General features: G+C 60.7%; 10 protein-coding genes. All 10 read left to right on the plus strand.

The features are described 5' to 3' along the window. The 10 genes from F560_RS0100820 (at position 1) to infB (ending at position 14,934) form a co-directional block, all read left to right on the plus strand. Positions 1 to 792, plus strand: a complete 792-nt coding sequence (locus F560_RS0100820; RefSeq protein ID WP_019003794.1) for a phosphatidate cytidylyltransferase — start codon at positions 1 to 3, stop codon at positions 790 to 792. A gap of 135 nt (positions 793 to 927) precedes the next feature. Then, complete coding sequence (locus F560_RS0100825; protein ID WP_026298020.1) at positions 928 to 2,070, plus strand: 1-deoxy-D-xylulose-5-phosphate reductoisomerase; 1,143 nt, start codon at positions 928 to 930, stop codon at positions 2,068 to 2,070. 100 nt (positions 2,071 to 2,170) lie between these two features. Beyond that, entirely contained in the window at positions 2,171 to 3,433 is a 1,263-nt protein-coding gene (rseP, locus tag F560_RS0100830) for an RIP metalloprotease RseP (protein ID WP_019003796.1), read from the plus strand. A 27-nt stretch (positions 3,434 to 3,460) separates the two neighbouring features. Continuing rightward, entirely contained in the window at positions 3,461 to 4,909 is a 1,449-nt protein-coding gene (gene proS / locus F560_RS0100835) for a proline--tRNA ligase (RefSeq protein WP_019003797.1), read from the plus strand. Between the two features lie 495 nt (positions 4,910 to 5,404). Beyond that, complete coding sequence (locus tag F560_RS0100845) at positions 5,405 to 9,715, plus strand: PolC-type DNA polymerase III (RefSeq protein WP_019003799.1); 4,311 nt, start codon at positions 5,405 to 5,407, stop codon at positions 9,713 to 9,715. A gap of 198 nt (positions 9,716 to 9,913) precedes the next feature. Next, a complete protein-coding gene (gene rimP, locus F560_RS0100850) occupies positions 9,914 to 10,375 on the plus strand; it encodes a ribosome maturation factor RimP (protein ID WP_019003800.1) in 462 nt (153 codons plus the stop codon). A 25-nt stretch (positions 10,376 to 10,400) separates the two neighbouring features. After that, positions 10,401 to 11,501, plus strand: a complete 1,101-nt coding sequence (gene nusA, locus F560_RS0100855) for a transcription termination factor NusA (protein WP_019003801.1) — start codon at positions 10,401 to 10,403, stop codon at positions 11,499 to 11,501. Positions 11,502 to 11,614: 113 nt separating this feature from the next. After that, the gene (gene rnpM, locus F560_RS0100860) at positions 11,615 to 11,932 is read left to right on the plus strand and encodes an RNase P modulator RnpM (protein WP_019003802.1); all 318 of its coding nucleotides are present in this window, start codon (positions 11,615 to 11,617) and stop codon (positions 11,930 to 11,932) included. Continuing rightward, complete coding sequence (locus F560_RS0100865; protein WP_019003803.1) at positions 11,919 to 12,248, plus strand: L7Ae/L30e/S12e/Gadd45 family ribosomal protein; 330 nt, start codon at positions 11,919 to 11,921, stop codon at positions 12,246 to 12,248. The genes rnpM and F560_RS0100865 overlap by 14 nt, the downstream gene beginning before the upstream one ends. Further along, positions 12,241 to 14,934, plus strand: a complete 2,694-nt coding sequence (gene infB, locus F560_RS0100870) for a translation initiation factor IF-2 (RefSeq protein ID WP_019003804.1) — start codon at positions 12,241 to 12,243, stop codon at positions 14,932 to 14,934. The genes F560_RS0100865 and infB overlap by 8 nt, the downstream gene beginning before the upstream one ends. Positions 14,935 to 14,943: the final 9 nt, after the last annotated feature.

The raw sequence follows: 14,943 nt of genomic DNA on the forward strand, positions 1-14,943 counted from the left end.
ATGGGTCAACGCATTGTGACCGGCGTTGTCGCGGGAGCGGGCTTTTTGGCGCTGCTGCTCGTCGGAGGGGGCTTTTACTCCGCGCTGCTCGCGCTGCTCGCCTTGATCGGCTTTCACGAGTATGTCCGGCTCAACAAGCAGCCTGCCGCGCGTCTGGACGTGATCGCAGGCTATGCGGCCGTGCTGCTGATGTCGCTCCCGACGCTGCCGCCGGGCTGGGGAGCGCCGTCCGTCGAGACGGTGGCCTGGCTGCTGATGCTGGCGCTGCTGGCGGGCACCGTCTTCAGCAAAAACAGCATTCAGTTGGAGCATGCAAGTCTTCTGTTTCTGGGCGCTTTTTATATCGGGCTTGGGTTCCGCTATATGTCCGCGACCCGGGAGCTTGAGCATGGTTTGTTCTGGTCGCTGCTGGCGTTTCTGTGCATATGGGGCTCCGACGCGGGAGCGTATTTTGTCGGGAAGGCGGTCGGCAGGCGCAAATTGTGGCCGGCGATCAGTCCGAACAAGACGGTCGAAGGCGCGATCGGCGGGCTGGCCGTCGCGGTCGCGGTTGCTCTCGTATTCGCCTGGATCCGGCCGGAGCTGCTGGGAGCCGGACGCGCGGCGACGATCGGGATCGCGGCCGCCGTATTCGGCACGCTCGGGGACTTGATCCAGTCCGCCTACAAGCGGCTGCGCGGCGTGAAGGATTCGGGAACGCTGTTGCCCGGACACGGGGGCGTGTTGGACCGTACCGACAGCTGGATCATCGTCTTCCCGGTTCTTCATCTGTTGTCGCTGCTGCCGGTCTGAACGCGAACGGAGTTGACCGCCGGAAGGCGCCGCAAACGTCTCGGACGGCGGATTGGGGCCGCCTGACGTCACTAACGTCACATAACGTTCGTTTTTACGGTGCTACATAATGGACACGGAGGAAACGCCATGACCATCATGAAACTGGCTGTACTTGGCAGCACGGGTTCGATCGGTTCGCAGACGCTCGACGTCGTCTCCCGCGACCCCGGGCGATACGAGATTACGGGGCTTGCGGCGGGCACGAACGTCGGCCTGCTGCTGGAGCAGGCGAAACGCTGGAAGCCGAAGGTCGTATCCGTTGCGACCAAGGAACTGGCCGAGCAAATCCGCATCGATCTGCCGCCGGGAACGAGAGTGGCTTACGGCGAGCAAGGGCTGATCGAAGTGGCGGCCGAATCCGGCGCCGACTTTGCGATGTGCGCGCTGATCGGTAGCGTCGGGCTGAAATCGACGCTCGCCGCGATCGATGCGGGGGTGTCGATCGGGCTCGCCAACAAAGAGACGCTGGTCACGGCCGGCCATATCGTCATGAAGCGGGCGGCCGACAAAGGCGTGGCGATCTACCCGATCGACAGCGAGCATTCGGCGATTTTCCAATGCCTGAACGGGGAAGACCGCCGCGCCGTGAAGCGGCTCATCCTTACCGCTTCCGGCGGCAGCTTCCGCGACCGCACGCGGGACGAGCTTGCCTCCGTGACCGTGGAGGACGCGCTCAAGCATCCGAACTGGTCGATGGGCGCGAAAATTACGATCGATTCCGCCACAATGGTCAACAAAGGGCTGGAAGTGATCGAAGCGCACTGGCTGTTCGATCTGCCGTACGACAAGATCGAGGTCGTGCTGCATCCCGAGAGCATCGTCCACTCGATGGTCGAATTTGCCGATACGAGCGTCATCGCCCAGCTCGGCAATCCCGATATGCGGGTGCCGATCCAGTATGCGCTCACCTATCCGCAAAGGCAGCCGTCGCCGGCTTCGCCGCTCGATCTGGTCAAGGCGGGCGCGCTGCACTTTCGGGAGATGGACTTCGCCCGGTATCCCTGCCTGCGCATGGCCTATGAAGCGGGGCGCGCGGGCGGCACGGCGCCGACGGTGTTCAATGCGGCCAACGAAGTGGCCGTCGCCCGTTTCCTGAAAGGAGAAATCCCGTTTCTGGCGATCGAGACGATCATCGAGCGGCTGCTGGCAAAGCACGCCGCGACGGCCGATCCGGATCTGGACGCGATTTTGGCCGTCGACGCGCAAACGCGGGCGGAAGCCGCCGCGCTGAAATAATTGCGACTGAATGCCGACCGATCCGTATTCTCTTGTAACGGCCTGGAGAATAATGATAATCTAAGGACAGCCGTCACCGGCATCGGGGGTTGGAGAGCGTATGCAAACGATTCAGATTGTTTTCCTGACAGTGCTCGTCTTTTTTTTGCTCGTCTCGATTCACGAATTCGGCCATTTCTACTTTGCCAGACGCGCGGGGATTCTCGTCCGCGAGTTTGCCATCGGGTTCGGGCCGAAGCTCTTTTCGATCAAGCGGGGGGAAACCCGTTTTACGCTGCGTCTTCTGCCCGTTGGCGGATTCGTCCGGATGGCCGGTGAGGAGCCGGAGGTTGTCGAGGTGCAGCCGGGACAGACGGTCGGCGTCCGTCTTAAGGACGGCAAGATTACGAAGCTGTATTTGGACCGGTTGGACGAACGTTCGAACATCATTCGCGGCGAAGTGAAGTCGCTTGATTTGGAGAAAGAGATGTTCGTTTCGCTCGACGTGGACGGCGACGAACAGCGTTACGGCCTGCACCCGCAAGCGATGATCGTGTCGCGGGGGCAGGAGACGCAAGTCGCTCCGCTCGAGCGGCAGTTTGGCGGCGTTTCGACGGGCAAGCGGGCGATGACGATTTTCGCCGGACCGATGATGAATTTCGTGCTTGCGTTTGTTCTGTTTGGCGTCTACCTGCAGCTTTCCGGCGTTCCGGTCGAGAATTCGACCAAAGTGTTCGTCAGCGGGCTGGAAGCGGGAATGGCTGCGGAGAAGTCGGGGCTTCAGAAGGGCGATTGGATCAAGAAAGTGAACGGCGTTCCCGTCGAAGGCGACAGCACCCGGCTGGTCGAACAGATTCAGGCGTCCGCCGGCAAGCCGATGAACTGGGTGATCGAGCGGGACGGCAAAGAGGTCAGCCTCACGGTCACGCCGGACGCGGAAACCGGCAAAGTCGGCATCTATCTGAGTCCGGAAATGCGCCGCGCCGGGATAGGCGAAACGATCCGATTCGCCGGCACGACGATGGTCGACATGACCGGCCGGATCTTCGAAGGCTTCCGCAAGCTCATCTTCGGGGAGTTCAAGCTGGACGATCTGGGCGGACCGGTCCGGACCGCGGAAATGACGGGACAGATCGCGAAGCAGGGCATACCGCAGCTCACTTCGTGGGCGGCCGTGTTGAGCCTGTATCTGGGCATTTTTAACCTGCTGCCGATTCCGGCGCTGGACGGAAGCCGCCTGATGTTTATCGGCCTGGAAGCCATTCGGGGCAAACCCGTCGATCCGAATCGCGAAGGCTTGATTCATTTCATCGGGTTCGCGATGATCATGCTGCTGATGATCGTCGTTACGTATAACGATATTTTGCGTTTGGTCAAAAATTAATGTTGCTGCCGGGGGTAGGGGAACCGCATGTCGAAGGACAAATCGTTTGTCACCGAAATTACGCCGCAGAGCGAAGATTTTAGCCGCTGGTACATCGACGTCATCAAGAAAGCCGAGCTGATGGACTATTCGCCGGTGCGGGGCTGTATCGTCTTCCGCCCGGACGGCTACGAGTTGTGGGAAAACATGCAGCGGGAGCTGGATAGAAGGTTCAAGGATACCGGCCACCGCAACGCGTATTTTCCGCTGTTCATTCCGGAAAGCTTCTTCCAGAAGGAAAAGGAGCACGTCGAAGGCTTCAATCCCGAGCTGCCGTGGGTAACCGAGGCGGGCGGCGAGAAGCTGGAGGAGCGCCTTGCGATTCGCCCGACTTCGGAAACGATGATCGGGCACATGTATGCGAAATGGATCAACTCGTACCGCGACCTGCCGCTGCTCATCAACCAATGGGCCAACGTCGTCCGGTGGGAGAAGCGGACGCTGCCGTTTCTGCGCACGAGCGAGTTTCTGTGGCAGGAGGGCCATACCGCGCACGAGAACGAAGAGGACGCCCGCAAGGAAACGATGACGATGCTGGACGTCTATACCGACTTCGTCGAAAACGTGCTCGCCATTCCGGTCATCAAAGGGCAGAAGACCCCGTCGGAGAAGTTCGCCGGAGCGGTGGACACGTATTCCATCGAGGCGATGATGAAGGACGGACGCGCGGTGCAGGCCGGCACGTCGCACTATTTGGGCACCAACTTCGCCGTCGCCTTCGACATCAAATATTTGAGCCGCGAAAATACCCAGGAATACTGCCATACGACGTCCTGGGGCGTGAGCACCCGGCTGATCGGCGCGCTCATCATGGTGCACGGCGACGACCGCGGCCTCGTGCTGCCGCCGAAGGTCGCCCCGACGCAGGTGATCATGATTCCGATCGGCCCGCCAAAGACGCGGGAGGCCGTGATCGCCAAGACGGACGAGCTTTACGCGCAGCTCAAAGCCGCCGGCATCCGCGTGCGCGTTGACGACCGCACGGACGTGTCTCCGGGCTGGAAGTTCAACGAATACGAAATGCGCGGCATTCCGGTTCGGCTTGAGCTCGGTCCGCGCGATCTGGAAAACGGCGTCTGCGTGCTCGTCTCCCGCGTCAGCGGCGAGAAAAAGCAAGTGCCGCTGGACAACCTGGTCGACGAAGTGAAGGCGATGCTGGACGAAGTGCACGCCGACATGTTCAAGCGCGCTTTGGCTTTCCGCGACGAGCATTTCTTCTCGATCGAGACGCTGGACGAGCTCAAAAGCGCGCTCGAGGAAAAGCGCGGCTTCGCGCTGGCGGGCTGGTGCGGCTCGGACGACTGCGAAAAGCGGGTCAAAGACGAGACGGGCGCCACCAGCCGCAACATTCCGTTCGAGCCGGCGGAGCATAAGAGCCAATGCCTGGTCTGCGGCCAACCGTCGAAGCATACGGTTGTGTTCGCGAGAGCTTATTAAAGCGGTTGGCGCAAGCCTCACAAGAGCAAGAGGCTTCGGACCAAGCTTCCCGGCGGCCGCTGCGGGAGGTTGGGAAGCTTGAGGGCCGAAATGCTTGGAGGCCGAAGCCTTCTGCGAACGGCGTTGAGCGCAACCGCGGCGCGCGCCGGAAGCGGAGCGGGAGCCGCCCGAGGGGGCGGCTCTTTTTTCATCACAACCGCGACCATACGGCAACTCCGGCCATTTATCGCAACCGCGCTCGGGGACAAGGCTGCCAAACGGGAAAAACGGGCCGGCGGACGGGGCAGGCGAGCGGTCGAGGCGACGCGGGCAGCGTTTTTATAGTCAATCACTGTCCATTACCGCTTGCCGCTAGATTCTTGGATAAGGTAGAATAATAGACAGCGATTTGTTCAGCTTCCGGCTTGAAAGACGGTCCGAGCGCCGATGCGGGCGCGACGGCCCCCTTTTTCGCGGAGGCTTTTGTTTTTGAAGGGAATTCGGGGAGGAACAATCATGCAACCGACTGCGGACCAGAGGCAACGCTTCGAACTGCTGCTGCAGCAGGCCGGCGTTTCGGCGGAATGGACCGACTCTTATTTTCGCGACGGATACATAGACCGGGTCGAAGTCAGCCGCTCGAAGAAGGAATGGCATTTTCATCTGGTCAAAAGCACGCTGTTGCCTGCGAACGTTTATGCGGATTTTTGCGAGAAGGTCAAAAGCAAGCTCGGCCATCTGGCGACGATCGCGATCACGCTGCGCTATACGGACGAAGTGCCGACCGATGCGGTGCTGACCGAATATTGGAGCGTTTTTGTCGAGTGGATGCAATCCGAATTCGCGTCGGTGAACGGCTGGCTGGCGAAAGGCAAAATCGAAGCGCAAGACGGGGTGCTGACGCTCGCGCTGATCGATCAGACCGGACTTGAGATGGCCAAACGCAAAAACGTCGAATCGCACGCGGCGGCGTTCTTCGAGCAGCGGTTCGGGTGCCCCTGCCGGGTGAAGCTGACCGTCGGCCAGTCTCGCCAGGAAGTGTACGAGGAATTCGCGCAGAAGATCCAAATGGAGGAGACGCAGCATATCCAGCAGTTGATGGCGAGCGTGCGGGAAGAGGCGGCCGCCGCCGAAACCGAAGCTCCGCAGGCGCTTCAGTACGGCTATGAGATCAAGGACGAGCCGGTTCCGATCCAGAACATTACCGAAGAAGAGAAAAGGGTCACGATCCAGGGCCTCGTGTTCGGCCATGAAACGAAGGAGCTGCGCAACGGCAGCACGCTGTACCAGTTCTGCGTGACCGACTACACCGACTCGATTGCGGTCAAGGTGTTCGGCAAGACGAAGGAAGACAACAAGATCCTATCCCTGATCGGAAACGGCAAATGGCTGAAGCTCCGCGGCCGGGTCGAGTACGACCGGTTCATGAATCCGCCGGAGCTGATCATGCTGCCCAACGACGTCAGGGAGGTGACCCCGCCTGCCGAGCGCATGGACGAGGCCGAAGAGAAACGCGTCGAGTTCCATCTGCATACGACGATGAGCGCCATGGACGCGGTGACGCCGGTCGACGCTTATATTAAGACGGCGGCCAAATGGGGACACAAGGCGATTGCGGTCACCGACCACAGCAACGTGCAATGTTATCCCGAAGCCGCCAAAGCGGCCAAAAAGCACGGCATCAAGGTCATCTACGGGCTTGAAGCGAACGTCGTCAACGACGCGGTGCCGATGGTGCTGTCGCCGCGCGAGGAACGGCTGGAGGACGCGACGTACGTCGTGTTCGACATCGAAACGACCGGGCTTTCCATTACGGCGAACAAAATCATCGAAATCGCGGGCGTCAAAATGCGCGGCGGCAAAGAACTGGAGCGGTTCTCGACGTTTGTCAATCCCCACGAGCCGATTCCGTACAACATCCAGCAGCTGACGAACATTACGGACGATATGGTGCGGGATGCGCCCGACCTGGAGCCCGTGCTGAACGATTTCGTCCGGTTTGTCGGCGACGCCGTGCTCGTCGCGCACAACGCGAACTTCGATATCGGGTTTATCCAGGCGAACTTAAGGCGAATCGGCTTGCCGCCGCTGACGAACCCGGTGCTGGACACGCTGGAGCTGGCGAGATATTTGCACCCGACGCTGAAAAACCACCGGCTCAACACGCTGGCCGCCCTGTACAAGGTGAGCCTGGAGAACCACCACCGGGCGATCGACGATACGGTGGCGCTCGGCGGCATTTTGAACGGTCTGCTCAAGGACGCGGCGGCCAAGGGTGTGACGCAGCTTACGGAGCTGAATACGGCGAACAAGGACAGTTGGCGGACGACCCGGCCGTTTCACTGCGGCATCTACGCGCTGAACGCGAAGGGCAAAAAAAATCTGTTCAAGCTCGTGTCGCTGTCGCATACCGACTACTTTAACCGCGTGCCCTGCATTCCGCGCAGCAAGCTGGTGGAACTGAGGGAAGGGCTGCTGCTGATTTCGGGGTGTGAAAAGGGCGAGCTGTTCGAAACGGTGCTGAACAAGTCCGAAGAGGAAGCGGAAGAGGTCGCCAAGTTTTACGACGTGCTGGAAATCCAGCCGCTGGAGTTTTACCTGCATCTGCTCGACAAGGGGCTCGTCGGCAGCAGGGCGGAGCTGGAGGAAGCGCTGCGCCGCATTTGCCGGATCGGGGACAAGCTCGGCAAGCCGGTCATCGCCACCGGCAACGTGCACTACCTTCATCCCCGCGACAAGCTGTTCCGCGACATCACGATCCACGGGATTACCGGCTTCAGCCCGCTCAAGGAGCAGCGCAAGCCGGACGCGCACTTGCGGACGACGGGCGAAATGCTCGAGGAGTTCGCGTTTCTCGGCCGGGACAAGGCGTACGAGGTGGTCGTTCGCAATCCCGCGGAGCTTGCCGACCGGTTCGAGGACATCGTGATGTTTCCGGACAAGCTGTTTACGCCGATCATCGAAGGGGCCGACGAGGAAATCCGCAACAAATGCTACGACACGGCCAAGTCGATGTACGGCGACCCGTTGCCGGACATCGTCGTGCAGCGGCTGGAAAAAGAGCTCGTTCCGATTATCAAGTACGGCTTTTCGGCGAACTATCTCATTTCCGAGCGGCTCGTCAAAAAGTCGAACCAGGACGGCTATCTCGTCGGCTCGCGGGGATCGGTCGGCTCCTCCGTCGTCGCGACGTTTCTCGGCATTTCCGAGGTCAATCCTTTGCCGGCCCATTATTTGTGCCGCAACCCGGAGTGCAAGTACAGCGAGTGGATTACCGACGGCAGCGTGCCGAGCGGCTTCGACCTGCCGGACAAGCCGTGTCCGCGCTGCGGCGAGATCATGCGCGGCGAAGGCCAGGACATTCCCTTCGAGACGTTTCTCGGCTTCAAGGGCGACAAGGTGCCCGATATCGACCTCAACTTCTCGGGCGAATACCAGCCGCACGCGCACAATTACACGAAAGTCCTGTTCGGGGAGAAAAACGTGTTTCGCGCCGGAACGATCAGCACGGTGGCGGAGAAAACGGCGTACGGCTTCGCCAAGAAGTATCAGGAGGATCACGGCAAGTCGTGGCGGAGCGCGGAGCTGAACCGTCTGGCGGCCGGCTGTACCGGCGTCAAGCGCAGCACCGGCCAGCATCCCGGCGGCATCGTCGTCGTTCCGGACTACATCGAGGTCGAGGACATTACGCCGGTGCAGTATCCCGCGGACGACGTCGAGTCGGAATGGAAGACGACGCACTTCGATTACCACGCTTTCGACGCGAACCTGCTCAAGCTCGATATTCTGGGACACGATGATCCGACGATGATGCGGATGCTGCAGGATTTGACCGGCGTCGATCCGACGACGATTCCGATGAACGATCCGAAGGTGATGAGCCTGTTCAACTCCGTCGAAGCGCTCGGGGTGACGCCGGAGCAAATCCGCACGCCGGTTGCGACCTACGGCGTGCCGGAGATGGGAACGCGCTTCGTCCGGCAGATGCTCGAGGAAACGAAGCCTTCGTCGTTCGCGGACCTGCTGCAGATATCGGGGCTGTCCCACGGAACCGGCGTATGGCTCGGCAACGCCCAGGAACTGATCAAAAACGGCACGTGCACGATCAAGACGGTGATCGGCTGCCGGGACGATATTATGCTTTACCTGATTTACAAGGCGGGCATGGACGCGTCGCTGGCGTTCAAGATCACCGAAAGCGTCCGTAAAGGCAAAGGGCTTACGCCCGAGTGGATCGAGGAGATGAAGCGCTGCGGCGTTCCGCAGTGGTATATCGATTCCTGCCTGAAAATCGAATACATGTTTCCGAAGGCGCATGCCGCCGCCTACGTCATCTCCGCCGTGCGTACGGCCTATTTCAAACTCTATTATCCGATCGAATTTTACGCTACCTATTACTCGGTCCGGGCGGCCGACTTTGACGTCGACCTGTTTTGCCAGGGTTACGACGCCATTTTGAAGACGCTGACCGAGATCGAAGCGAAAGGGTTTCAGGCGACGCCGAAGGAGAAGAACATGATCTCCATTCTCGAGATGGGGCTGGAGATGACGGCGCGGGGCTTCCGCTTCAAGCCCATCGATCTGTACCGCTCCGACGCGACGCGCTTTATTATCGACGGGGACGCGCTGATCCCGCCGTTTTCGGCGATTGCCGGCATCGGCGAGAACGCGGCGCGCAACATCGTCGCCGCCCGGGAGGAAGGGGAATTTCTGTCGGTCGAGGACTTCCAGCAACGCTCGAAGGCGAGCAAGACGATCGTCGAGGTGCTCGCCGGCATGGGCTGCTTCCGCGGCCTGCCCGAATCCAACCAGCTCAGCCTGTTTTGACAGGGTGGCCGCCTCCGTAGGGAAATTCAGGTTGCCAGCCCGTGGCGGTTATGGTATATTATTTTTGGTAATCATGTGGATATCACTGTCTGCAGAAGAGTGGGGAAACCCACTCTTTCCGTTTTGCCATGGGCCTTTTTGGGTTGGCGGAACGGATCGCTGCGCAGATCCATTTGAAGGTATCGGGAGGTCACACATTTGAGCGCACCGAAAATCAAATCCACCGTAGAGGCGCTGGTAACGCCGTATTTGGACGAGAACGGGTTCCAACTGGTGGACATCGAATACGTCAAGGAAGGCAGCAGCTGGTTCCTGCGCGTATTCGTGGACAAGGAGGGCGGCATCGACATCGACGATTGCGGCCGTATTTCCGAATATTTGAGCGCGAAGCTGGACGAGGCGGATCCGATTCCGGACGCGTATTTCCTCGAGGTCAGTTCACCCGGCGCGGAGCGGCCGCTGAAGAAGCCCGAAGACGTGGCCAAAGCGGTCGGCCGCCACGTGTTCATTACGACGTACGAGCCGGTGGACGGCGCCAAGGAATTCGAAGGAAGGCTGGACGGCTTCGACGGGTCGGTCATCCGGATGACGATCGGAAACCGCAAGCAGGCCATCCCTTACGATAAAGTGGCCTCGGCTCGCCTGGCCATTGTGTTTTAATCACGGAAGGAGGAATCATCTTCACATGAGCATGGAGTTTATCGAAGCGCTCTCCGAAATCGAGCGCGAGAAGGGCATCAGCAAGGATGTTCTCATCGAAGCGATCGAAGCGGCTCTTATTTCCAGCTACAAGCGGAATTTCAACACCGCCCAGAACGTGCGGGTGGATATAAACCGGACGACCGGATCGATCAAGGTTTACGCGCGCAAGACGGTCGTCGAAGAAGTGCTCGATCCGCGGCTGGAAATTTCGCTGGAGGCGGCGCGGGCCATCAACCCGCACTACCAGCTCGACGACATCGCGGAAATCGAGGTGACGCCGCGCGATTTCGGCCGCATCGCCGCCCAGACGGCCAAGCAGGTCGTAACCCAGCGGATTCGCGAAGCGGAGCGGGGGCTGATTTACAACGCGTTTGTCGACAAAGAGCAGGACATCGTCACCGGCATCATTCAGCGGATGGATTCGCGCAATCTGTACGTCGATTTGGGAAAGGTCGAGGCGGCGCTTCCGCTCACCGAGCTGATGCCGACCGACAAATTCAAGCAGCTTGAACGCGTCAAGGCCTACATCACCAAGGTCGAGAACACGAGCAAAGGCCCGCAGATCATTTTGTCGCGCACGCATCCGGGCCTCTTGAAACGATTGTTCGAGCTGGAGGTTCCGGAAATTTTCGACGGCACGGTCGAAATCCGCTCCGTTGCCCGGGAAGCCGGTTTCCGCTCCAAAATCGCGGTGTACTCCCGCAATCCCGAAGTCGATCCGATCGGCTCGTGCGTCGGGCCGAAAGGGGTCCGCGTGCAGACGATCGTCAACGAGCTGAAGGGTGAAAAGATCGACATCGTGCGCTGGTCCGACTCGGTGGAGGAATACGTGGCCAACGCGCTCAGCCCTTCCAAGGTGCTCGAGGTCATCGTGTTCGAAGCGGAGAAGATGGCGCGGGTCATCGTCCCGGATTACCAGCTTTCGCTCGCCATCGGCATCAAGGGCCAGAACGCGCGCCTTGCGGCGAAGCTGACCGGCTGGAAAATCGATATCAAAAGCGAGACGCAAGCCGAGCAGGAGTACGGGCGGCCGCGGACGCTGTCCGGGGAAGTCATGCATCAGGACAGCGTGACGATCGATTGACCGCGGAAGGACCGCGGGCGCTGCCCGAAGGCATGGGCCGCCGGGATGGCGCAAAGGCCTCCTGACATCGGCGGAAAAGCTTCGGAAGCTGCAGGAACAGGGGGAGGGAAACCATGAGGCAACGTAAAATTCCGCTTCGCAAATGCGTCGTCCACCAGGAAATGATGCCGAAAAAGGAACTGATCCGCGTCGTCCGCACCCCGCAGGGGGAGATCCTGATCGACATGACGGGCAAAAAGCCCGGACGGGGCGCTTATTTGTGCGGCAATTCCTCCTGCTTCAAGCTGGCCAAGAAGACGAAGGCGCTTGACAGGGCGCTCAAGACGGCGGTGCCGCCGGAAATATACGACCGGCTGGCGGCGGATTTCGTCAAGGTGGAGGACGAGTTTAACGCGGCGAAGGAGCGGGCGGACGACGATGACGACGAATAAGGCGCTGTCTCGTCTTGGGCTTGCGATGCGCGCGGGCAAGCTCGTTACCGGAGAAGAATTCGTGCTGAAAGCCATCCGTTCCGGCGACGCCAAGCTGGTTCTGCTGGCGGGGGACGCTTCGGAACTGACGCGCAAAAAAGTCGAAGACAAATGCGGAAGCTACAACGTTCCGCTGTTGATCGGATATACGCGGTACGAACTCGGAGGAGCCGTCGGCAAGCCCGAGCGCGTATTGTTCGCCGTGACGGATCGCGGTTTTGCCGATCTGATCCGAAGCGGCTGGGTTCAACAATCGGAGGTGGAAAATATTGACTAATAAACAAGATACGCAAGATAACAAGGACAAGATTCGCGTTTACGAATACGCCAAGAAACTCAATATGAGCAGTAAGGAAATCTTAACGATTCTGAAGCGCGTCAACCTGCCCGTCAACAATCATATGAGCGTCATGGAGGACAACATGATCAGCGCGGTGGAGAAGTTTTTCCATGACGTGAAGGCGAATGCGGCGGCCAAGATGGCGCAAACGAAGCCTGCCGGCGCGCAGTCCCGTCCGGAAGGGCAAGCTGCGGGCGGCGGCAACAAGCAAGGCGCGGGAGCAGGGGAAGCCGGCCGCAAGGCGGAGGACGGCTCCGCGGCCAAAGCGGCGGCAAAGCCGGCGCAACCGCAGCCCGCTGCCGCGGCGCAAGGCCAGGGTCAAGGCGGCGGCAGCCGGTCGCAAGGCGAGCGCCAGCAGGAGACCGGCGGCAATCGCCCGCAAGGTCAGGGGGGCGGCGGCAACCGCCCGCAGGGCGACCGCCAGCAAGGGGGCGGCCGTCCGCAGGGTCAGGGCGGCGGTAATCGCCCGCAAGGTCAGGGGGGCGGCGGCAACCGCCCGCAAGGCGACCGGCCGCAAGGCCAGGGCGGCAATCGTCCGCAGGGCCAAGGCGGCGGCAACCGCCCGCAAGGCGGCCGTCCGCAAGGCCAAGGCGGCGGACGTCCGCAAGGCCAGGGCGGCTTCGGCGGTCCGCGCATCCCGGCACCGCCGGTTGTGGCCGCAGCGCCGGCCGCTAGCCGCGGAGCGCGTCCGGGAACGCGCGGCGAAGGCAAGAGCCGCGACAGCGACTTCGGCCGGAGCGGGGGCAAACGCAAGGACAACGAGTTCGGCAAACGGTTCGAAGAGGGCAAAATGAACTTCAAGCCGAAGGGCAAGGGCGGCAAAAACGGCAAAAACCGGGGCGCTCAACCCCCGCGCGAGAAGATCGACAACACGCCGAAGAAAATCATCGTCCGCGGCGAGATGACCGTAGGCGAGCTCGCGAAGCTGCTGCACAAAGACGCTTCCGAAGTGATCAAGAAGCTGCTCTTCCTCGGCGTGATGGCGACGATCAACCAGGAGCTCGATCTGGACACGATTCTTCTGGTCGCGAGCGAATTCAACGTCGAGACCGAAGTGAAAATCGTTGTCGAGGAAACGAATTTCGAGACGATCGAAGAAAACGACGATCCGAGCGATCTGGTCGAACGCCCGCCGGTCGTCACGATCATGGGCCACGTCGACCACGGGAAGACGACGCTGCTGGATGCGATCCGCGAAACGAAGGTCGCATCCGGCGAGGCCGGAGGCATTACCCAGCACATCGGCGCCTACCAGGTTGATGTGGGCGGGAAGAAGATCACCTTCCTCGACACTCCGGGCCACGAAGCGTTCACGACAATGCGCGCCCGCGGAGCGCAGGTGACCGACATTACGGTTCTCGTCGTCGCGGCCGACGACGGCGTCATGCCGCAGACGGTCGAGGCGATCAACCATGCGAAGGCGGCCAACGTGCCGATCATCGTCGCCGTCAACAAGATCGACAAGCCGGAAGCCAATCCGGACCGGGTCAAACAGGAATTGATGGAATACGGCCTCGTTCAGGAAGAGTGGGGCGGGGATACGATTTTCGTGGAAGTGTCCGCGAAGCAGCGCCTGAATCTCGACAGCCTGCTGGAGATGATCCTGCTTGTCGCCGAAGTGAACGAATACAAGGCCAATCCGAACAAACGCGCACGCGGCACCGTGCTCGAGGCCGAGCTGGACAAAGGCAAAGGCCCCGTGGCCCGCATCCTCGTGCAGAACGGGACGCTCAAGGTGGGCGACGCCTTCGTCGCCGGCGATTGCTTCGGCCGCATCCGCGCCATGACCAACGACCGCGGACGCCGGGTCAAGGAAGCCGGACCGTCCACCCCGGTCGAGATCACGGGGCTGACGGAGGTGCCGCAGGCGGGCGATCCGTTCATGGTGTTCGAAGACGAGCGCAAGGCCCGCGAGATCGCGGAAAAACGCGCGATCAAGACGCGCCAGGAAGCGCTGAAGTCGAACTCCAAGGTGACGCTGGACGATTTGTTCAACAAGATCAAGGAAGGCGAAATCAAAGACCTCAACGTCATCCTGAAAGCGGACGTGCAAGGCTCGCTTGAAGCGCTCAAAGGCTCGCTGGAAAAAATCGATGTCGAGGGCGTGCGCGTCAAGACGATCCACGCCGGCGTCGGCGCCATCACCGAGTCGGATATTACGCTCGCCGTCGCTTCTTCGGCCATCGTCGTCGGCTTCAACGTGCGTCCCGAGCCGCGGGCGGCCGCGATGGCCGAGCAGGAGAAGGTCGACATCCGCCTGCACCGCGTCATTTACAAAGTGATCGAAGAGATCGAGCAGGCGATGAAGGGCATGCTGGATCCGGTCTTCAAAGAGAAGGTCATCGGGCATGCCGAAGTCCGCGAGACGTTCAAGGTCAGCAAAGTGGGCACGATCGCGGGCTGCATGGTGACCGACGGCAAGGTGACCCGCTCGGCCGAGGCCAGACTCGTGCGCGACGGCATCGTGGTCTACGAAGGCAAGATCGAAACGCTCAAGCGGTATAAGGACGACGTCAGAGAGGTTACGGAAGGCTACGAATGCGGGATGACGCTGGAGAAATTCAACGACATTCAAATCGGCGACATCATCGAAGCGTTCGTCATGGAATCTGTCGAGCCTTAAGATTTGCTA

It is taken from the genome of Cohnella laeviribosi DSM 21336, assembly GCF_000378425.1.
GTDB classification, from domain to species: domain Bacteria; phylum Bacillota; class Bacilli; order Paenibacillales; family Paenibacillaceae; genus Cohnella; species Cohnella laeviribosi.

Excerpts from the sequence above, each read along its gene's own strand:
- F560_RS0100820 (WP_019003794.1), top strand. The coding sequence starts at position 1 with ATGGGTCAACGCATTGTGACCGGCGTTGTCGCGGGAGCGGGCTTTTTG.
- rseP (WP_019003796.1), top strand. The coding sequence starts at position 2,171 with ATGCAAACGATTCAGATTGTTTTCCTGACAGTGCTCGTCTTTTTTTTG.
- proS (WP_019003797.1), top strand. The coding sequence starts at position 3,461 with ATGTCGAAGGACAAATCGTTTGTCACCGAAATTACGCCGCAGAGCGAA.
- F560_RS0100845 (WP_019003799.1), top strand. The coding sequence starts at position 5,405 with ATGCAACCGACTGCGGACCAGAGGCAACGCTTCGAACTGCTGCTGCAG.
- nusA (WP_019003801.1), top strand. The coding sequence starts at position 10,401 with ATGAGCATGGAGTTTATCGAAGCGCTCTCCGAAATCGAGCGCGAGAAG.
- rnpM (WP_019003802.1), top strand. The coding sequence starts at position 11,615 with ATGAGGCAACGTAAAATTCCGCTTCGCAAATGCGTCGTCCACCAGGAA.
- F560_RS0100865 (WP_019003803.1), top strand. The coding sequence starts at position 11,919 with ATGACGACGAATAAGGCGCTGTCTCGTCTTGGGCTTGCGATGCGCGCG.